Below are 21,222 nucleotides of genomic sequence, written 5' to 3'. Positions count from 1 at the left end.
GCGGCTTTGTTATTCATTTCAGCCAATCAAATCAGTACAAAAGACGCGCGCGAATGGTGCCTGGAATGGCCTTCATCAGCTGAAGCGCAGTCGATAGCGTCGCGGTATCGGTTTCAACATCGATAACCACGTAGCCAATCTGTGGGCTGGTCTGCAAGTACTGCGCGGCAATGTTGATACCCTGCTCGGCGAAGATCTGGTTGATGCTGGTCAGCACGCCCGGACGGTTTTCATGGATATGCAGCAAGCGGCTGACGTTTGCGCCATGTGCTGGCAGAGAGGCTTCTGGGAAGTTAACGGCTGACAGGGTGGAACCATTGTCAGAGTATTTCGCCAGTTTGCCCGCCACTTCCAGGCCGATACCTTCCTGCGCTTCCATGGTTGAACCACCGATGTGCGGAGTCAGGATCACGTTATCAAACTCGCACAGCGGAGACTCGAACGGGTCGCTGTTGGTGGCTGGTTCTTCCGGGAAAACGTCGATAGCCGCGCCGGACAGATGCTTGCTGCGCAGAGCGTCGCACAGCGCCGGAATGTCAATCACCGTGCCGCGCGAGGCGTTAATCAGCAGTGCGCCCGGCTTCATCTGTGCCAGTTGATCGGCACCGATCATATCTTTGGTGTTCAGGGTTTCTGGTACGTGCAGCGTGACGACGTCGCTGGTTTGCAGCAGTTCGTTCAGGCTGGCGATCTGTTGCGCATTGCCCAGTGGCAGTTTGCTTTCGATATCGTAGAAGAAGACGCGCATCCCCAGCCCTTCGGCCAGAATACCCAGCTGTGTACCGATATGGCCGTAACCAATGATACCCAGACGCTTACCGCGCGCTTCAAACGATCCGACGGCCAGTTTGTGCCACACGCCGCGGTGTGCTTTGGCGTTGGCAGCCGGAATACCGCGCATCATCAGCAGCATTTCGCCCAGCACCATTTCAGCCACTGAGCGAGTGTTAGAGAACGGCGCGTTGAAGACCGGAATACCGCGTTTAGTGGCTGCATTCAGGTCAACCTGGTTGGTCCCGATGCAGAAACAGCCTACGGCAACCAGCTTTTCAGCAGCGGCGAATACTTCTTCAGTCAGTTGAGTACGCGATCGGAGTCCAACAAAGTGCGCATCACGGATCGACTCTTTCAGCGATTCGTTATCTAAAGCACCTTTGTGAAATTCAATATTGGTGTAACCCGCGGCGCGGAGTGTATCAACCGCACTTTGGTGGACGCCTTCCACTAACAAAAATTTAATCTTGTCTTTCTCAAGTGATACTTTTGCCATTTCCCGACCCTATTTGTTCTGACTGATTATTCTGACTGACGACGTGTGCAACCGATGGTGTTTTTAAAGCTGACGTGGCGGCCGTGAGGCAGCAACATAGCCAACATAACAAAAAATTCGCCATCATCAATACAAACGATTGCCTCGTGGCTAGCAGAAGCCTCAGTCAGCTGAGGGCTTTACAGAATTTAATGCTGAGGAAGAAATTTGCAGCCGGATGTTACCGAGGTATGGGGCAGGAATGTGACATAAGTCACCAAATTCGGCCTTGCGAAGAAAAGATGATTCAGGCGGTAAATTATCATCTTCATAACATTGCATTATGACCGCAGCATGACTGGCTGCGACGAAACTCGCGCAGCCAGATCTTCTACTTATCGCTCAGGCAGTCAGATCACTTGAGCGTGACGGTTTTGACCCCGTCTGCGGTGCCGACCAGCGCGATATCTGCGCCGCGGTTAGCAAACAGACCGACGGTAACCACGCCCGCGATGCTGTTGATCTTATTTTCCAGCGCGATGGCATTGAGAATCGACAAGTTGTGCACGTCCAGAATCACATTGCCATTATCAGTGATCACATTTTGGCGATACTCAGGCAGGCCGCCCAGCTTGACCAATTCGCGCGCCACGTAAGAACGCGCCATCGGGATCACTTCGACCGGCAGTGGGAATTTGCCCAACACGTCGACCTGTTTGGACGCGTCAACGATACAAACAAACTTCTTACTGATCGCTGCGATAATCTTTTCACGCGTCAGTGCCGCACCGCCGCCTTTGATCATCTGCATCTGATGGTTAATTTCATCAGCACCGTCAACGTACACCGCCAGTTCATCCACTTCGTTGCTATCGAAAACGTGGATGCCCAAGCTTTTGAGTTTCGCGGTGGAGGCGTCTGAGCTGGAAACCGCGCCTTCGATTTGATGTTTGATGGAGCCTAATGCGTCAATAAAATGGGCGGCGGTAGAGCCGGTGCCAACGCCAACAATGGTGCCTGGAGTCACGTAATCAAGCGCGGCCCAACCAACTGCTTTCTTTAATTCTTCCTGAGTCATCATGGCTTCTCTGCTGTTTTGCATACGGGGAACGACGCCAATGATTATAAAGCATGTCCCCGCAAATTGGGCAGTCGCCTTCCGAGCCAGATCACACTTATATAAGTCGGCAGGTCAAGTTATGGCGCAGCGTCGGCTGGCAATAACTTGCGGGGAGTGCCGTTTTAGTCCACCCCAAATGCGCTAAATCTGTGGCATAGTGTTTGAATAAATTAAATCCAAGGGACAGAACTCCGATGAAACGCCCAGACTATAGAACGCTTCAGGCGCTGGACGCTGTGATCCGCGAGCGCGGTTTTGAGCGCGCCGCGCAGAAGCTTTGCATCACTCAATCGGCGGTATCTCAACGTATCAAGCAGCTCGAGAATTTGTTCGGCCAGCCTCTGCTGGTGAGAACCGTACCGCCGCGCCCGACTGAGCAAGGGCAAAAATTGCTGGCGCTGTTACATCAGGTGGAACTGCTGGAGGAGGAGTGGCTGGGCAATGACAGCGGCACCGACAGCAATGACACGCCGCTGCTGCTGTCGCTGGCGGTTAACGCCGACAGTCTGGCGACCTGGCTGCTGCCCGCGCTGAAATCCGTGCTGGTCGACTCGCCCATTCGCCTGAACTTGCAGGTGGAAGACGAAACGCGCACCCAAGAGCGCCTGCGTCGCGGCGAAGTGGTGGGCGCAGTGAGTATTCAACCGCAGCCTTTACCGAGCTGTCTGGTAGACCAACTGGGCGCGCTGGACTATCTGTTTGTCGCCTCCAAGCCCTTTGCCGATCGCTATTTCCCCAACGGCGTGACCCGCTCGGCGCTGCTCAAAGCTCCGGCCGTGGCCTTTGACCATCTCGACGATATGCATCAAGCCTTCTTGCAGCAGAACTTCGATTTATCGCCGGGCAGCGTGCCGTGCCACATCGTTAACTCGTCAGAAGCCTTTGTGCAGCTGGCTCGTCAGGGAACCACCTGCTGTATGATCCCACATCTGCAAATCGAGAAAGAGCTGGAAAGCGGCGAACTGATCGACCTGACGCCGGGCCTGTTCCAGCGCCGGATGCTGTTCTGGCACCGTTTCGCGCCAGAAAGCCGCATGATGCGTAAAGTCACTGACGCCCTGCTGGCCCACGGCCGTCAGGTGCTGCGTCAGGATTGATTGGCATTCTAGCCAATAAAAAACCCGCCGAGGCGGGTTTTTCTTTTTAAGCATTAAACTTAAACAATCAGCTCAAGCAATCAACGACTTAGCGTTGCAGCTCAAATACCACGTCGACCTGATCGTCAAAGTGGATGCTTTGCTGCTCGTACGTTTGCGCCGCGTCGCTCTGGGCAGAGGCTTCAGCCGCTTTATACATACGCGCTACCGGCATTGGCTGGTAGTTGGCGACGTGGTAGCGAATGCTGTAAACCGGGCCGAGCTTGGCGTGGAAGCCTTCGGCCAGTGATTTAGCCTGCTCTGTTGCGTTATCAATCGCTTTCTGACGAGCCTGATCGCGGAAGCTTGCTGGGTTCGCCACCCCAAGCTCTACCGAGCGAATCTCATTTAGGCCGGAACTTAGCGCACCGTCCAGCAGGTCATTCAGTTTATCCAATTGACGCAAAGTCACCTGAACCTGACGCACGGCACGGTAGCCTTTCAGCTCGGTGCCGCCATCTTTCAGGTAGTTATATTCGGGTTGGGTGCTCAGGTTAGCGGCGTTGATATCTTTCTTCTCAATACCGTTCTTCTGTAGGAATGCAAAATACTCTGCCACGCGCTGGTCAGCCTGTTTCTTCGCTGACGCGGCGTCCTTGGCCGATACATTGACTTCAATCGCCAGTGTCGCAATATCCGGCGTTGCGTCCACGCTGGCAGTCCCTGACGTTACTACGTGGGGACCCGCAGGTACCTCAGCAGCCTGAAGTGCAGCAGGTAACGTCCCTAATCCCAACATTGCAGCCATCGCCAATGCTTTTAATTTCACAGTGCCTCCATTAATCATTCCAGATTTGGCATTAAACTCGTTCACTAACCTCAAAACCCTAGCATAGTAGAGCAATTAACAGGGGAAGATTAGGGACAAAATCTTAAAAATGCCCGGCGGGAAAGTTTACATGTGCAGCGTTTGACGAGCCAGTTGAACGGCAATTCCCCACATGATCGCGCCGACCACGAAGTTAATCACTCGCTGCACTTTGCCACTGTTGAGCCAAGGGGAGAGCATCGCGGCCAGTATGGCCAAGCCGAAGAACCAGATACCCGACGCCATCACGGCACCCAGCGCAAACCACGAGCGCTCGTCGCTGCTCAGGCTGCCACCGAGGCTGCCCAGCACCACGAAGGTATCGAGATAGACGTGCGGATTGAGCCAGGTCACGGCCAGCATGCTGACCACGATTTTCCAGCGGCTCTGCTTCGCCACTTCCGCCTGTGCGAGTTCAGGATTTTTGGCAAAGGCGGTGCGAAACGCGCCCCAGCCGTACCACAGCAGGAAGGCCACCCCGCCCCAGCTCACCAGCGCCAGAATGGTCGGTGACTGGCTGAGCAGCGCGCTGCCGCCGAAGATGCCGGCGCAAATCAGCAGGGCGTCGCTGATGGCGCAGAGCGAGGCGATCATCAGGTGATATTGCTTACGGATCCCCTGATTCATTACAAAAGCGTTTTGCGGCCCGATGGGTAAGATCATGGCCGCGCTCATCGCTAACCCTTGAAAGAATATTGCCAGCACGTCGAAATCCTTAAAAATCCAAAGTGGAATGACGCGCAGTTTATGCGAGCTTGGTCATTAGCGGAAATTGATAATTCTAATCCTTCATAAGCTCCGCTAATTACCTAATTGCCTGAGTCACAGGCATAAAAAAGGCGCCCGCAGGCGCCTGTTGGATTCGAGCTGAAGGAGGCTTATTCCGCCACGCCTTTTTGCTCGATTGAACGCTGATCTTCCTGCTGGCTCGCCGCGGCATCGGCCACGTGATAGAGATGAACATCCATCTGCGGGTAAGCAATATTGATGTTGTTTTTGTCCAGCGCGCGCTTGAAAGCTTCCAGCAGATCCCAGTTCACTTCCTGCGCATCGCCGTTAGTGGTCCATACGCGCACCACGAAATTCAGCGTGGAAGCCGCCATTTCGTTCAGACGAACGGTTACGCCTTTGTCGTGTTGAATGCGCTTGTCGGCCGCAATAATGTCGCCCAGCACCTTCTTCACCGTGTCGATATCGGAGTCATAACCGACACCAACGATGATCTCGGTACGGCGGTTTGGCTCGCGAGAGGTGTTGATGATGTTACCCGCGATAATTTTGCCGTTCGGCACCACAATCACTTTGTCGTCAACGGTACGCAGTGTGGTGGAGAAGATCTGCACCTGCGTCACGGTACCCGCAACGCCGCCTAAATCGACATACTCACCGGCGCGGAAGGGACGGAAGATAACGAGTAGCACGCCCGCAGCGAAGTTCGACAGCGAGCCTTGCAGCGCCAAACCTACGGCTAAACCGGCGGCACCGATAACCGCGATGACGGAGGTGGTTTGCACGCCAATACGGCCCAGCACGGCAATCAGCGTGAAGGCGATGATGGCGTAACGCACCAGCGCAGCAAGGAAGTCTGACACCGTCAGATCAATGCCACGCAGTTTCATCACACGGCTCACTGCACCTGACAGCACGCGAGCGATAATTAAACCGACAATCAGGATAAAGATCGCGGCAACAATATTCACGGCATAGTGCAGCAATAATTCCTGATTGCGCACTAGCCAATTTCCAGCATTGTTAATGCTGCCTACAACGTTCAAATCTTCCATTCGAAACACCCCTAAAAGTACCCACGCGGGTAACCAGAAAAACCACGCTGAAAAAACCAGCGGATGGACTCCTCAAGCTTTTAAGGGTAACTAACAATGCGTTGAAGTGCCAACCCTGCGGGAAAGACTTCAGTAAAATTAGGAATTTGCATGGTTGTTTTTCAGCGGTTCAGGAGATTTAAAGGCCTGCAGTGGCCCGCGACCACTCAGCGTGAAGGCTGAGATTATCGTGAAGGTCAGTGCGATCAACCCAAGGATCAGATACGTTCCGTGGAAACCGATACGGTCATACATGTTCCCGGCAAAGACGGACATAAACATGATTGCCAGCTGCTTGAAGAAGCAGAAGGTGACCAGATAAATCGTTGCCGAGAAACGCACCTCAAACACCGACGTGATGTATTTGAAACAGCCCACAATCAGGAAAGGTATTTCAAACATATGCAGCGTTTTCAGTACCACCACCTCCAGCGGTGAAGAAGCAAATGAAGAGCCGATGATACGCACCGACATAATCATCCCGGCTAGCAGCAAAGCATTCTTACCACCTATGCGGTTCACAATCAGCGGCGCGAAGAACATGATGCAGGCATTCAGCAATTCACCCAGGGTAGTGACGTAGCCAAAGACGCGCGTCCCTTCTGAAGATGAAGAAAAGAACGAGGTAAAGAAATTGGCAAACTGCTGATCGAATACGTCATAAGTACAGGAAACGCCAATCACGTACAGGGCAAGAAACCACAGTTTTTTGTCTTTCAGCAGCTCAAGCGCCAATTTGAGATTGAACGATTTGGAGTTCACTCCCAGTTCGTTGGCCACCCGGGCGCTTGATGTCACCTCCGGTTTGGCGAGCAGTAACAGAATGGCGAGGATCACCGCACAGCCGGAGCCGAGCCAGAACACGAATTCGTTATTGATGGTAAACATGATGCCGACCACTGATGCGCAGAGCGCCCAGCCGACACAACCAAACATACGCGCCCGGCCAAATTCAAAGCTGCTGCGACGGCTGACTTTTTCGATGTAAGCCTCGATAGCGGGGGCACCGGCGTTGTAAATCAGTCCGAGGTAAATCCCCCCAACCACCGAGCCAAGATAAATGTTTATTTTCAGTAACGGGCCAAAAACATAAATAAAGAACGGCGCGAACAAAACCAGCATGCCGGTGATGATCCATAGCAGATGTTTTTTCAGCCCGAGTTTATCGGCAAGTAAACCAAACACCGGCTGGAACATTAGCGAGAATAACGAAATACTGGCGAAAATAGTGCCGGTATCGCTTTTGCTAATGTGATTGATGTCATGTAGCCAGATAGGGAAGAACGGGAAGTAGGCGCCCATGATGAAAAAGTAGAAAAAGAAGAACAGCCCGAACATCCAAAAGTTAGTGTTTTTCAGGTAATACATAAGCAGTTTCCTTACGTCTGAATATTGCGCCGCTGGGAATTAACCCAGCGGCACAGGCTGTCAGGCACGTTTCCAAATGAACGAGTAATGGTACTGGCCGGCTGTCAGCAGGAACTCCGGGCTGACGCTTGGGCTCCATGAATCATCGCCGCCGACGCCCATATGGAAGCCGTCGATGTTCAACCATGTGCCCTCTTCTTCACGCAATAAGTGACGATGACTGGTATCCATCAGCTGGCGCAGACTGTAGCGGCTCAGACCAAAGTGGAAATTGCCGCGTAACTTCCATCCGGCGTAATCCAACTCGCGGGTCTCACCGCGCAGGCCGTTTTCGCTGGGGAAAACGTATGGCGTATACAACTCAGCCAGCGGCAAATCCCAGCGACCGTGTTGCGCCGCCAGACGGCGGTCGGGATAGTTTTCGTGCGGCCCTAGCCCCAGCCAGCTGACGTTCTCAGCGTTGTCCGCTAACTGACAGGTCAGGCCGATGCGTCCCGGTGACGGCACGTTTGACGCCACACGAACGTCGACACTGATATGCAACTCGCCCTGATTATTGATGCTGAAAATTTTGCGACTCAGCAGGCGCGTTTCTTCACCGGTCATAAACCCATGAGTGGTAGTAATCACCACCCTGTCCTGCAACTGATCGGCGCTGATATTCAGCAGCCGCGATTCCAGGTGATACATTCCAGCGGCTTTCCAGCGCTCAATCCAGGCATTCGGATCAATACGGCTCACTTCACTGACGCCGATATCGTTATCGACGGGCGCGCGGACAAACTGGTCGCGCAACGCAGATAGTAGCCGCGGCGTTTCGCCATCAAACCACTGTTCAAGCTGCCCAGTTTGCTGACTGAACTGCCAGCGTTGCGCGCCGTGTGCCACAGAAATCAGATCGCCCTGCTGATCCAAAACCGGCGCAGCTGCGGGGATTCTCTCCGCCACCGGCAGGCTCAGAGGTTGTGGTAACTGCCATTGATCCCAAGCGCTGCGATGTCCGGCTTCAGACCACGCGGTCGCCTGCGGCTGATGTACAGCAACGTTCAGCCACACATCACCTTCGGCCTGCGGGATATCACCCAGCTCTAACGTCTGTTTACCATTTGGCGCTATATTCAGCGCCGCTTCCCCCTGTGAAATCACTTCGCCGTCATGTTCAATACGCCAGACTAACTGCTCGTTATCACTGTCGCGGAACAGATATTCACTTTGAATTTCGATCGTCAAAGGTGAGGTGCAGATCAGCGAGAACTGGAAGAATTGCTGTGCACGCTGCGCTTCGAATAAGGACGGATGCGGCGTACGATCGGCAAATACCAGACCGTTCATACAGAACTGGCGGTCATTCGGCGTGTCGCCGAAGTCGCCGCCGTAAACCTGATAACTTTTGCCCTGCGGCGAGGTTTTGGTCAGGCTCTGATCAACCCAGTCCCAGACGAAACCGCCCTGCAGACGCGGATACTGGCGGAAAGCTTGCCAGTATTTATCGAATCCCCCGAAGCTGTTGCCCATAGCATGAGCGTATTCGCAGAGGATCAGCGGGCGTGTTTCATCCGGCATGCTGATCCACTTTTTAATCGACCATTTTGGTACCGCCGGGAACGGCTGATCCTGTTCAACGCGGGAATACATCGGACAGATAATATCGGTTGCTGCGCTGTTAGCCCCCCCACCTTCGTACTGCACCGGACGGGTAGGGTCGACAGATTTGATCCAGCGATAGAGCGCGTCGTGGTTTGCGCCATGCCCTGATTCGTTGCCCAGTGACCAGATGATGATGCAGGGATGGTTGCGGTCGCGCTGAACCATGCGCGTGACGCGTTCGCTGAAAGCGTTAAACCACAGCGGGTCGTCCGACAGGCGATTCATCGGCTGCATGCCGTGGGTTTCGATATTCGCTTCATCCACCACGTACAGGCCGTATTCGTCGCACAGCTTGTACCACAGCGGATGATTCGGATAATGCGAGCAGCGCACGGCATTAAAGTTGTGCTGTTTCATCAGCACAATATCGCGACGCATGGTGGCTTCATCCATAACCTGACCGTTTTCAGGATGATGCTCGTGACGGTTGGTGCCTCGGATCAGCACTGGCTGACCGTTCACTTTCAGCAATCCGTTGCTGATTTCAACCTGACGGAAACCGACATCGCACGCTTCGGCTTCAATAAGTTGGCCTGTCGGTGAAATCAGTGAAATCACCGCGCGATATAGCGCTGGTTGTTCTGCGCTCCACAATTTCGGCCGGCTAACTGGCAGGCGCAGCGTAGTACGGTCATACACTGCACCCCGCTCATCAATAATTTCGCTGCCTAGCGGTTGCTGATGTTCTGCTACCGCTTTATCGCCCTGCCAAAGTTCGACGCGTACCTGATAATCAGTCGCAGTTTCCTGCGGCACGGCGGCACTGACCTGGACTTCCAGCTCCGCCTGCGTGAAACCGTGGAATAGATGCGTGCGCACCTGCAAGTCGGTGATTTGCTCCACCGGTTTATGCAGTAACGTGACATCTCGAAAAATGCCGCTCATGCGCCACATATCCTGATCTTCCAGATAGCTGCCGTCACTCCAGCGCAGCACCATCACAGCCAGACGGTTTTCTCCAGTGTGTAAAACATTGCTGAGATCGAATTCAGCCGGTAAACGGCTGTCCTGTGAGTAACCGACCCACTTGCCGTTACACCATAAATAGAACGCCGAATTGACGCCGTTAAACACGATGCGCGTTTGTCCGCTGCTCAGCCAGTCATGATCCACAGAAAATGTGAGCGAGTAACAACCGGTGGGGTTTTCTTCGGGTACAAACGGCGGATCCACCGGGATCGGATATTGAACATTGGTATATATTGGCGCGTCATAGCCTGCCAGCTGCCAGTTTGATGGCACCTGTAGGCGATCGGCGTCAACCAGATCCTGTTGCAACCATTGCTCAGGAACTGCCTCCGGGCGGTTAAAATAGCTGAAACCCCATTCGCCATTGAGGCAGCGGATTTTTGCTGAAGGCTGATTTTTTCTGGCTTCCTGAGCATCACGCCAACTGCTAAACGGCGGATGCGCAGGTAATCTATTGCACTGCGTCGAGGCAGGTTTCTCCCAGTCACGGCGGGCCAGAACGGTGGCCAGCGATGATAATTTATCTTCAGCAGATGGGTTCATACTCTCTTCTCGGCAAATTGTTATACGCTCACAATAATGTAAACATGCTTATCTGAAGAGAGTAAGTAAAGCGGAGGAATTCAGGAAAGGGACGCGGATCACAAATTCCGCGCCAGTCAGTGTTTACAAAGAAGGTTTACAGGGCACTAAGCTGATGCGCGATCCGGATCAGTTCCTGAGACAACGTTTCCTGTGAGACATTTTCTGCGCCTGGTCTGGCAGTGGTATGGCGCTCGACCAAAGAAGTGGGCAACAACAGGGAGCCACCGTGATGATTGTCATGATTATGCAGATTACCCAACAGTCGATTGATGCTCTCATGCCCCAGTAGGCGAAAATCCTGTTTGATGGTGGTCAGCGGCGGGAAGAAAAAGGCACTGTCTTCAGTATCGTCATAGCCAATCACCGAAATTTGTTCCGGCACCCGCAGACCAAACTCATGCACGGCACGCAGGACACCGAGCGCCATCTGGTCATTGGCGACCAGAATGGCTGTCGGACGCTTCGGCTGATTGAGCAGTAAAAACGCCTGCTGATAACCCGACGCCGCGCTCCAGTCGCCGTGCTGAATCGCACAGGGTGTAATATCACGCATAGCCAGCGTGTTTATCCAGCCTTCATAACGCAAACGCGCAGAGATAGATTCGAGCGGACCAGTCAGCACCGCGATTTGCTGATGTCCAAGCGCCAGCAAATGTTCCACCCCCTGCTCAGCCCCGCAATGCGGATCGAACAGAATTTTGAAGACGTCGGCTTCGGGATCCACATCCAGAAACAGCGCCGGCAAAGTGCCACAAAGCTGAGCTATTGCTGTCGCATCATCATTTGACAGCGGCACGTTGATCAGAATCCCATCCACCCGCTGTGACATCAGTTCGTTCACCGCCGTACGGCAGGCGGCCAGACTCAAGTTGTCGATCATCGAAATCACAACGTTGAAACCCAACTGATTCGCGCGAGTTTTCATCGCAGATGCGATTTGTGAAGGTGCGTGCAGCGCCAGTTCGGTAGTCGCCAGCCCGAGAGTGAAGCTTTTTTTGCCCGCCAGTTGCTGAGCAACACGGTTTGGGACGTAATTCAGCTCAGCCATCGCCTGTTCGACTTTATCGCGCGTTCTGACGGACACGTGCGCCGCCTGATTCAGGACGCGAGAAACGGTCTGATAGGACACACCCGCATGGCGCGCGACATCATCAAGAGTGACAGATTTTGGCTTCATGGCTTTCTACCTTCGGACCTCATGTTATGGACAGCTTAAATCACCTTCTTCGCAGTGCATAATGTCATTAATTTCTTTGGTGCGCTGCTCGGTCTTCGCTTGCAGACATTGGGAATACACCATCGGCTGCGCTGAGCCGCCTTCAACGCCAGAAGATTGGAAGTCACAGTCGCTGTCGCGGAAAGCAATCCAGCTGCGCTGCGCCACTTTCAACTTCTTCTGCTGGTCAGCATTGAGTTGCGACATCTTCAGCTTATAGGCCTGATTTAACAGGGCATCGCTGTGTTTGAATTCCTGCGCGGCGCAGATATTCATGTCAGTTTGGGTGTTGGCATTTTTGCAATCAACCTCGGCGGCGTGGGCCAGCGGGGTCAAAGCTAACAAAGTCAGCAGAACGGTAAGACGCATTTTCCTGTTTTCCTATGGAGAGCCTGTGGAGTGCCTATAAAGAGCCAGCCTGTGGAGAGTCAGGCATATGTTTGCCGGATTATAGACAATAAAAAAAGGGGCCGAAGCCCCTTTTAAGGTAATTCTCACTCTCTGATCCAAAGATCAGAATGGTTGAATTACAGACGGTCGATGGCGTTCAGTTCTTTGAATGCCAGTTCCAGGCGAGTCACCATGGAAGACTGTGCAGCACGCAGCCATACGCGTGGGTCATAGAATTTCTTGTTAGGTTTGTCCGCGCCTTCCGGGTTACCCAACTGACCTTGCAGGTAAGCTTCGTTTTTCTTGTAGAACTGCAGAATACCGTCCCAGTTAGCCCATTGGGTGTCGGTATCGATGTTCATTTTGATCACGCCGTAACCCACAGACTCTTTGATTTCAGCAGCAGTAGAACCAGAACCGCCGTGGAATACGAAGTTCAGGGAGTTGTGTGGCAGGTTGTGTTTCTTGCAAACGTACTCTTGAGAATCACGCAGGATGGTCGGAGTCAGTTTAACGTTACCTGGTTTGTACACGCCGTGAACGTTACCGAATGACGCAGCGATAGTGAAGCGCGGGCTGATGGCGTTCAGTTTTTCGTAAGCGTAATCAACGTCTTGTGGTTGAGTATACAGAGCTGATGCGTCCATATGGCTGTTATCAACGCCATCTTCTTCACCACCAGTGCAACCCAGTTCGATTTCCAGAGTCATGTCGATTTTTGCCATGCGAGCTAAGTACTTGCTGCAAATTTCGATGTTTTCTTCCAGAGATTCTTCTGACAGGTCGATCATGTGAGAAGAGAACAGTGGCTTACCGGTTTTCGCGAAATGTTTTTCGCCAGCGTCCAGCAGACCGTCAATCCATGGCAGCAGTTTCTTCGCGCAGTGGTCGGTGTGCAGGATAACTGGAACACCGTAGTGCTCAGCCATCTGGTGAACGTGGTGTGCGCCAGAGATTGCACCCAGGATTGCCGCGCCTTGTGGCACGTCAGTTTTCAGACCTTTGCCCGCGATGAACGCAGCGCCACCGTTAGAGAACTGCACGATAACTGGAGCGCGAACTTTAGCAGCAGCTTCCAGAACGGCGTTGATAGAGTCGGTGCCTACGCAGTTAACTGCTGGCAGAGCAAAGTTGTTTTCTTTAGCAATAGCGAAAACTTTCTGCACATCATCACCAGTGATGACGCCAGGTTTTACGAAATCAAAAATTTTAGACATAGTTCGGTGTCCTTTTTCGTCGGCCGTAGATGGATTTGAATCGGTTGCTATCTCGCCTGAGTTCCACTGTGCAGCCCCTCGCGCGAAATAGAAAAGTAGGCAGCCTTATGCCGCCTACTCAAGTTCATTACTTCTTAGCACGCTCTTCTAGCATCACAACAGCTGGCAGTTGTTTCCCTTCAACGAACTCAAGGAATGCGCCGCCGCCAGTGGAGATATAGGAAATTTTGTCAGCGATACCGAACAGGTCGATAGCTGCCAGAGTGTCGCCGCCGCCTGCGATGGAGAAACCTTCGCTGTCAGCAATCGCGTTCGCGACAATCTCAGTCCCTTTACGGAAGTTAGGGAACTCGAATACGCCAACCGGACCATTCCACAGAATGGTTTTCGCGTTTTTGATGATCTCGGCCAGACGATTTGCAGAAACGTCGCCCATGTCGAGAATTTGTTCGTCGTCTTTGATTTCTGAAGCTTGCTTAACGGTAGCCGTTGCAGTTTCAGAGAACTCAGTCGCTACGCGAACGTCTGTTGGAACTGGGATATCACAGGTTTCCAGCAGTTTTTTCGCGGTGTCTAACAGGTCTGGTTCGTACAGGGATTTGCCCACGTTGTTGCCTTGCGCGGCAACGAAGGTGTTAGCAATACCACCACCTACGATCAGCTGATCAGCGATTTTAGACAGGGATTCCAGCACGGTCAGCTTGGTAGAAACCTTAGAACCACCCACGATAGCAACCATTGGGCGAGCTGGATTACCCAGCGCTTTGCCCAGTGCTTCCAGCTCAGCAGACAGCAGTGGACCTGCACAAGCTACTGGTGCGAATTTACCCACACCGTGAGTAGATGCCTGCGCGCGGTGCGCAGTACCGAATGCGTCCATCACATAGATGTCACACAGGGCAGCGTATTTTTTAGATAAGGTTTCGTCGTCTTTCTTTTCGCCTTTGTTAAAGCGAACGTTTTCCAGAACAACCAGCTCACCTTCAGCAACATCAACGCCGTCCAGATAATCTTTAGCCAGACGAACAGGAGAAGACAACTTATCTTTCAGGTAGTTAACTACTGGCAGCAGAGAAAACTCTTCGTTGTACTCGCCTTCAGTCGGACGACCAAGATGCGAAGTTACCATCACACGAGCGCCTTGTTTCAGGGCGGCTTCGATAGTAGGCAAAGAAGCACGGATACGGGCATCAGACGTCACTTTGCCGTCTTTTACTGGTACGTTCAGGTCTGAACGGATCAGTACGCGTTTACCCGCTAAATCCAGATCGCTCATCTTAATTACAGACATGGTGAATCCTCTCGTTGATTCTCTTTAAAGTTGCTTGAGGGCAATTCCAGCAACAAGCTGGGAGTGCCGTACTAGAAACCGCTAGCGGACATTGCCAATGTTGTATCCAACATTCGGTTAGCAAAACCCCACTCATTGTCGCACCAGACAAGTGTCTTAATCAGGTGCTGACCACTGACCCGCGTTTGGGTGCCATCCACGATGGCACTGTGTGGATCATGGTTAAAATCTGTCGAGACTAATGGTAGTTCGGTATAGTCAACTATACCACGAAAAGCACCATGTGCGGCCTTTTGCAGCAGCTGGTTGACCTCTTCGACCGCCACACTTCCCTCGACAAAAACGCTTAAATCTATTGCCGTCACGTTGATGGTCGGCACGCGAACTGAGATAGCTTCGAAGCGATCGCAGAACTTCGGCATGATGCGCGTGATACCAGCAGCAAGTTTAGTATCTACTGGGATAATTGACTGACTTGCTGCGCGGGTGCGACGTAAATCGGCATGGTAAGAGTCAATGACCGGCTGGTCATTCATCGACGCATGGATGGTGGTTACGGTGCCGGACTCAATGCCATAAGCATCGTCCAACAGCTTGATAATTGGGATAATACAGTTGGTAGTGCAGGAAGCATTGGAGACAATACGGTGCTGGCGTTCAAGCAGTTGGTGGTTGACGCCATAGACCACGGTGGCATCAAGATCGTGTCCGCCTGGGTGGGCGAAGAGGATTTTCTTGGCACCGGCTTTGAGCTGAATCTCGCCATCCTCACGGCTGCCGTAGACGCCGGTGCAATCCAGCACCACATCAACGCTCAGTTCACCCCACGGCAGCTTGGCTGCATCGGGTTGGTGTAACAGGCGGATGCTGTCATCGCCCACGTAGAGCTGTTCGCCTTCCTGTCTGACATCCCATGGGAAACGCCCGTGGCTGGAATCGTACTTCAACAGGTGAGCCATGCCTTCTGGGCTGGCAAGTTCATTAATAGCGACAACGCTAATTTCTGCCCGACGCCCGGATTCATATAACGCGCGCAATACGCTACGGCCGATGCGACCAAAGCCATTAATTGCAATACGTATTGGCATACTTCTCCCTGTTACACGGTTGTTACCTAATGGTGGTAACCCTATAGTAATGCAGTGCGCAGTAACGGTGAATCATTCTCAACAACGTTTCTGCATGCCGGGACGGCGTTTCGCTATTATTGTAAAAACACGTTAACCACTCAGCGGCGACGTTAACCACTAACTTTGCAACTGAAACGGTTCAGCAGAGCATAAACGAAAGCGTATGCAAAAGGAATAATCCGCCCGATTTCGGCGCATTTCCTGAAGCGATCGCTGAAAAAATCGCCACAGCCAAGCCCTTCGCTCCCCCGCTTTAACGTTTACATCGTATTTACGTCAGCCTTTTTATCATTCAACGGACAACATTAAATACTGATTAGGGAATTTGAGTGTAGCCGAGGCGGCGGCCACGCAGTTTGACCTACGTCATTGCTAACGAGAACTGCGAGCCGGGTCATACTCTTTCATTGCAAACCCGCCATAAAAAAGGCATCCCGAAGGATGCCTTTTGGCTCGGTCTTTTAGCGAATTACTTCAGCAAAGATTGAGCCTGAGCTACGACGTTGTCGACAGTGAAGCCGAACTCTTTGAACAGCAGATCAGCTGGTGCAGACTCGCCGAAGCTGTGCATACCCACGATAGCGCCGTTCAGGCCAACGTATTTGAACCAGTAGTCAGCGATACCCGCCTCTACTGCTACGCGAGCAGTAACGGCTTTCGGCAGTACAGATTCACGGTAAGCCGCGTCCTGCTTGTCGAAGGCGTCGGTAGAAGGCATAGACACTACGCGCACTTTGGTGCCCGCAGCGGCCAGCTTGTCAGCGGCTTCTACGGTGATGCCCACTTCTGAACCGGTCGCGATCAGAATCACGTCTGGCGTGCCTTCGCTGTCTTTCAGCACGTAACCACCGCGCGCCACGTTTGCCAATTGCTCGGCAGTACGCGGTTGCTGGGTCAGGTTCTGACGAGAGAAGATCAGAGTAACCGGGCCATCGTTGCGCTCGATAGCGTATTTCCAGGCTACGGCAGATTCAACCTGATCCGCTGGACGCCAGGTGCTCATGTTTGGCGTAACGCGCAGGCTGGCAATTTGCTCAACCGGCTGGTGCGTTGGGCCATCTTCGCCCAGACCGATAGAGTCGTGGGTGTAGACGAACACGTTACGGATCTTCATCAGTGCCGCCATACGCACCGCGTTACGGGCATATTCAACGAACATCAGGAAGGTCGCAGAGTACGGCAGGAAACCGCCGTGCAGAGCGATACCGTTGGTGATTGCGGTCATGCCGAATTCGCGCACGCCGTAGTGAATATAGTTACCCGCCTGATCGTCGCCGATAGACTTAGAACCAGACCACATGGTCAGGTTGCTTGGCGCGAGGTCAGCAGAGCCGCCGAGGAATTCTGGCAGCACTTTACCGAAAGCTTCCAGCGCGTTTTGTGACGCTTTGCGGCTTGCGATGTTGGCAGGGTTAGCCTGCAACTGCTCGATGAATTTCTGTGCTTCAGTTTCCCAGTTAGCTGGCAGTTCACCCTTGATACGGCGTTTGAACTCTTTTGCCAGTTCTGGGTAAGCTTTCGCGTACGCGTCGAACTTAGCGTCCCACGCGGCTTCTTTCGCTTTACCGGCTTCTTTAGCATCCCACTGAGCATAAATGTCCTGTGGAATTTCGAAGGCGGCGTATTTCCAGCCCAGCGCTTCGCGCGTTGCAGCCACTTCCGCAGCACCCAGCGCAGCACCGTGCACGTCGTGGGTACCGGCTTTGTTCGGTGAACCGAAACCGATAATGGTTTTGCACATCAGCAGGGATGGCTTGTCGGTTACTTTGTGGGATTCTTCAATAGCCGCTTTGATGGAGTCTGGGTTATGACCATCAACACCACGCACTACGTGCCAGCCGTAAGACTCGAAACGTTTAGCAGTGTCATCAGTGAACCAGCCTTCAACGTGGCCATCGATGGAGATGCCGTTGTCATCATAGAACGCGGTCAGTTTGCCGAGTTTCATGGTTCCAGCCAGTGAACAGGCTTCGTGCGAGATGCCTTCCATCATACAACCGTCGCCCAGGAAGGCGTAGGTGTGGTGGTCAACGATGTCGTGACCCGGCTTGTTAAACTGCGCGCCCAGCGTGCGTTCTGCGATAGCGAAACCTACTGCGTTTGCAATGCCCTGACCCAGTGGACCAGTAGTGGTTTCAACGCCTGGGGTGTAACCGTATTCTGGGTGGCCCGGGGTTTTAGAGTGCAGCTGACGGAAGTTTTCCAGCTCGCCGATTGGCAGGTCGTAGCCAGTGAGGTGCAACAGGCTGTAAATCAGCATAGAACCGTGACCGTTAGACAGCACGAAGCGGTCGCGGTCAGCCCAGTGTGGGTTAGTTGGGTTGTGGTTCAGGTAGTCACGCCACAGGACTTCGGCAATATCAGCCATGCCCATAGGGGCGCCAGGGTGGCCGGAATTCGCTTTCTGCACGGCGTCCATACTCAATGCACGGATAGCGTTCGCAAGCTCTTTACGAGAGGACATGTTCTACTCCAGGTCGGATTAAAAAAGCAGTCAAGAAAGTCATTTTCTCAGACTAGGCATTAAAACGGCAATCTCTATTAACACGCGTGATGAACTTCACAAAAAAGACTTTTAGATCAGTGCAATTTTTAGGATATCAACTATAGAACGGCAAGCCCTAAAAGCCTAATTTACCGCTATCCTTGTCGTTAAGGCCTTTTTTAAGGCTTTTTCTTTGCTTCTGATTGTTACTTTTGGGAACCAAAACTGATGAAAATGACTCCTGCGCTGTTGAGCCTAAGCCTTGCGACCCTGCTGGCTGGCTGCGCCAATCTGAATACCGACACCCTGATGCAGTCCGGCTCTCAGGCTTATCAGGCTGCCACCTTGTCTGACGCTGATGTTAAAACCCTCAGCGTGCAGTCTTGCGAAGAGATGGACAAGAAAGCCCAAATCGCGCCAGACAATAGCGAATACGCTCAACGCCTGAAGAAAATTTCTGCCGCGCTGGGTGACAACATCAACGGCACGCCCGCCAACTATAAGGTTTACCTGACCAAAGACGTCAACGCCTGGGCCATGGCCAACGGCTGTATTCGCGTTTATAGCGGCCTGATGGACATGATGAATGACAACGAAGTAGAAGGCGTGCTGGGCCACGAAATGGGCCACGTCGCCCTCGGCCATACCCGCAAAGCGATGCAGGTTGCCTACGGTGCCACCGCCGCGCGCTCCGCGGCTTCGTCACTGGGCGGCATCAGCGCCACGCTGTCACAGTCACAACTCGCCGATCTGGGTGAAAAATATGTCAACGCCCAGTTCTCGCAAAAGCAAGAATCAGAAGCGGATGACTACTCCTTCGACTTATTGAAGAAACGCGGCATCGACCCGACTGGCCTCGCCACCAGCTTCGAAAAACTGGCAAAAATGGAACAAGGCAGCAGCATTGGCTGGTTTGACGACCACCCTTCTTCCGAAGCTCGCGCCAAGCACATTCGCGAACGCATTGCTGCCGGACAGTAACGCCTCACAACAGCTCTGCACCAAAAGCACAAAGGCGCGGTGTGATCCGCGCCTTTGCCTTTCCAACCTGTTGATTTCCCGCCATTCAATGACGTGACCAGGTTGATATCTGCATTACTGGCTTTATCTTATGCTGGGATAAAAATACCCGCCCAGAAGCACAAGTTAAGCACGATACCGGTAATGATAACCGCAACCACTGGCGCTGCAATTTTCAGTACTGGGCGACCCAAGGCTTCGTTGAGGAAGTAAATCGCGGTGGTCATGGTGAAACCGGTGTAACCCGCCATTTTAATCGAGGCGAAGATGGCACCAATCAGCAGCGCGTATTCCATCAGCAAGTTCATGGCATTACGAATGTTGTCAGACGCATTACGCACCGACGGGAAACGCCCCATCCATTTACCAATTGAACGCAGCAACAGCACTTCTAAGCTGATCACAATTGCGCCCAGCAGTGCAGCTAACCACGGGTTCGGCACCAAATAACCCACCACGAAGACGAAGGTGAAACCGGCTACGGCGTAGACCCCGGTCGCCAGCGCCGTGGTGGCAATCATTGGCACGAAGCCCAAGCCGCGCATGAATTCAGCCAGTGCTGCCTGATGGATAAGGCTCGCAGAGTCCGCCGGAGACACGCCCGGCGCATAGGCTTTTGCCAAGGTGTAAATCGACACTTCGCTGCCGCCGAACAGCTTCATGCTGGCCACCGCAGAGATCAGTGCACCGACAATCGCGATGAGCGGCAAGTTCTTAATAATGCGCGAGGTTCGCTCTTCGAACATCGACTCGCCACCACCGCCGAGGTGTGCTTTGGCCTTGATATCTTTGTAAATCGCGATGCCAATCAGCAAAATCATACCGACGAAAATCTCGATAGATTCTGGAGAGAGCGGCGTGAATCGCACAATAAGCAGGCGAGTCAGCAGCACTAGCAGCGCCGCGATAGCGCCCGACTTCCAGCCAAACTGATAGAAAATAGCCACCAGCGGGAAGAGTGCAAACGCGGAGATAACGGGCGAACTCAGCTCACCCAGCGAACCGATAAAGTTAACCGGCAGCGAGGTCAGCACGCTGTTTACCGCAGGCAGGCTGGTGAACACCAACACGCCCCAGATAGCCCCTAAGCCGAAGGCCAGATAGGCGTTAATCGCCAGCACGCCGATGATATCGGTGGAGAGGAACAGTAACCATGAGTTAAGCAGGCCGGTCGACAGGGTGAAGGAAATCCCCACTGACGCGATAAAGCCCACGCTCAGACCAAATGCAATACTGCCCGCCTCACGGCGGCTCATATTACCTTCTACCAGTTGCGGAAGAATTGGTCGGATACCGTCATGAAACACTGCAACCGATTTGTGCGCCAGTAAGGCGGTCATCCCGGTTAATAACGCCACCACAACAATGTGTACGTATTCCATAGTGGTTATCTCACGATTAACGTAACTGGGTGATCAACAGTGGGATTGCGTGTTCCACGTGCTCGACCGACAGACCGAAAGCCACTTTGCCTTCAGCAATGAATTTCGCAACCTGATCGGCTTTCGCCTGAATACCCGGCTTAGCAATGGTGGCACTTTTGTTGTACCCGATGATGGCGATAGCCATCGACAGTGCCGCGCCCGCGCCGGTGTTACAGGCGCCAATGTAGTAATCCAGCTCGCCTTTTTTCACTTTTGAGGCGGCTTCCATATCACTTAAAATGTGACATTCGAATTCGCCGGGTGCTGTGGCTTCTACCAGTTTTTGAATCTGCTCGCGCTGTAGTCCTGCAATACCAATTTTTTTCATTTTATTTACCTTAATG

Annotated in this window: 17 protein-coding genes; 2 read left to right on the top strand and 15 right to left on the bottom strand. The window is 53.0% G+C overall.

Annotation, left to right across the window (positions count from 1 at the left end; translation table 11 throughout):
• Positions 1-31: 31 nt before the first annotated feature.
• Positions 32-1,270, bottom strand: a complete 1,239-nt coding sequence (gene serA, locus ACT3RR_RS09015; protein ID WP_353503346.1) for a phosphoglycerate dehydrogenase — start codon at positions 1,268-1,270, stop codon at positions 32-34.
• A gap of 394 nt (positions 1,271-1,664) precedes the next feature.
• Positions 1,665-2,327, bottom strand: coding sequence for a ribose-5-phosphate isomerase RpiA (rpiA, locus tag ACT3RR_RS09010; RefSeq protein ID WP_496200201.1), 663 nt, complete (start codon positions 2,325-2,327; stop codon positions 1,665-1,667).
• Positions 2,328-2,563: 236 nt separating this feature from the next.
• Between rpiA and ACT3RR_RS09005 the strand changes: the two genes are divergently transcribed.
• Positions 2,564-3,466: a LysR family transcriptional regulator ArgP gene (locus tag ACT3RR_RS09005; RefSeq protein WP_034793031.1), complete on the top strand. Its 903-nt coding sequence runs from the start codon at positions 2,564-2,566 to the stop codon at positions 3,464-3,466.
• 88 nt (positions 3,467-3,554) lie between these two features.
• On the opposite strand, the gene ACT3RR_RS09000 is transcribed toward ACT3RR_RS09005, so the two are convergent.
• From ACT3RR_RS09000 to tkt, 11 genes are all read right to left on the bottom strand, one after another.
• Positions 3,555-4,274 (bottom strand): oxidative stress defense protein, encoded by a 720-nt coding sequence (locus ACT3RR_RS09000; protein ID WP_072009911.1) that lies wholly within the window; start codon positions 4,272-4,274, stop codon positions 3,555-3,557.
• Between the two features lie 126 nt (positions 4,275-4,400).
• Complete coding sequence (gene argO, locus ACT3RR_RS08995; RefSeq protein WP_353503347.1) at positions 4,401-5,018, bottom strand: arginine exporter ArgO; 618 nt, start codon at positions 5,016-5,018, stop codon at positions 4,401-4,403.
• A gap of 173 nt (positions 5,019-5,191) precedes the next feature.
• Positions 5,192-6,097 carry a small-conductance mechanosensitive channel MscS gene (mscS, locus tag ACT3RR_RS08990; RefSeq protein WP_396131392.1) on the bottom strand — a complete coding sequence of 302 codons (906 nt, stop codon included), beginning with the start codon at positions 6,095-6,097 and terminating at the stop codon, positions 5,192-5,194.
• Between the two features lie 138 nt (positions 6,098-6,235).
• A complete protein-coding gene (locus ACT3RR_RS08985) occupies positions 6,236-7,504 on the bottom strand; it encodes an MFS transporter (protein ID WP_396131391.1) in 1,269 nt (422 codons plus the stop codon).
• A gap of 60 nt (positions 7,505-7,564) precedes the next feature.
• Positions 7,565-10,663, bottom strand: coding sequence for a beta-galactosidase (locus ACT3RR_RS08980; RefSeq protein ID WP_496200137.1), 3,099 nt, complete (start codon positions 10,661-10,663; stop codon positions 7,565-7,567).
• A gap of 136 nt (positions 10,664-10,799) precedes the next feature.
• Positions 10,800-11,882, bottom strand: a complete 1,083-nt coding sequence (locus ACT3RR_RS08975) for a LacI family DNA-binding transcriptional regulator (RefSeq protein ID WP_496200136.1) — start codon at positions 11,880-11,882, stop codon at positions 10,800-10,802.
• Positions 11,883-11,906: 24 nt separating this feature from the next.
• On the bottom strand, positions 11,907-12,290 hold the full coding sequence (locus ACT3RR_RS08970) for a lysozyme inhibitor LprI family protein (protein WP_496200135.1): 384 nt from the start codon (positions 12,288-12,290) through the stop codon (positions 11,907-11,909).
• Between the two features lie 158 nt (positions 12,291-12,448).
• Positions 12,449-13,528 (bottom strand): class II fructose-bisphosphate aldolase, encoded by a 1,080-nt coding sequence (gene fbaA / locus ACT3RR_RS08965; protein ID WP_034793046.1) that lies wholly within the window; start codon positions 13,526-13,528, stop codon positions 12,449-12,451.
• A 127-nt stretch (positions 13,529-13,655) separates the two neighbouring features.
• On the bottom strand, positions 13,656-14,819 hold the full coding sequence (pgk, locus tag ACT3RR_RS08960; protein ID WP_353503353.1) for a phosphoglycerate kinase: 1,164 nt from the start codon (positions 14,817-14,819) through the stop codon (positions 13,656-13,658).
• A 71-nt stretch (positions 14,820-14,890) separates the two neighbouring features.
• The gene (gene epd / locus ACT3RR_RS08955; RefSeq protein WP_485902545.1) at positions 14,891-15,907 is read right to left on the bottom strand and encodes an erythrose-4-phosphate dehydrogenase; all 1,017 of its coding nucleotides are present in this window, start codon (positions 15,905-15,907) and stop codon (positions 14,891-14,893) included.
• A 511-nt stretch (positions 15,908-16,418) separates the two neighbouring features.
• Positions 16,419-18,413, bottom strand: coding sequence for a transketolase (gene tkt / locus ACT3RR_RS08950; protein ID WP_353503355.1), 1,995 nt, complete (start codon positions 18,411-18,413; stop codon positions 16,419-16,421).
• A 249-nt stretch (positions 18,414-18,662) separates the two neighbouring features.
• Between tkt and ACT3RR_RS08945 the strand changes: the two genes are divergently transcribed.
• Positions 18,663-19,415: a metalloprotease LoiP gene (locus ACT3RR_RS08945; protein ID WP_353503356.1), complete on the top strand. Its 753-nt coding sequence runs from the start codon at positions 18,663-18,665 to the stop codon at positions 19,413-19,415.
• A gap of 128 nt (positions 19,416-19,543) precedes the next feature.
• Here ACT3RR_RS08945 and ACT3RR_RS08940 read toward each other — a convergent pair whose 3' ends face one another.
• Both ACT3RR_RS08940 and ACT3RR_RS08935 read right to left on the bottom strand, forming a co-directional pair.
• On the bottom strand, positions 19,544-20,836 hold the full coding sequence (locus ACT3RR_RS08940) for a YhfT family protein (protein ID WP_353503357.1): 1,293 nt from the start codon (positions 20,834-20,836) through the stop codon (positions 19,544-19,546).
• Between the two features lie 16 nt (positions 20,837-20,852).
• A complete protein-coding gene (locus tag ACT3RR_RS08935; RefSeq protein WP_034793057.1) occupies positions 20,853-21,206 on the bottom strand; it encodes a DUF2620 domain-containing protein in 354 nt (117 codons plus the stop codon).
• Between the last annotated feature and the right edge of the window lie 16 nt (positions 21,207-21,222).

Origin of the sequence: Ewingella sp. AOP8-B2-18 (genome assembly GCF_052376015.1) — a bacterium.
Taxonomy (GTDB): Bacteria; Pseudomonadota; Gammaproteobacteria; order Enterobacterales; family Enterobacteriaceae; genus Ewingella; species Ewingella allii.
Note: the sequence above shows the minus strand (reverse complement) of the source record. Positions and strands in the feature narration are given on the sequence as shown.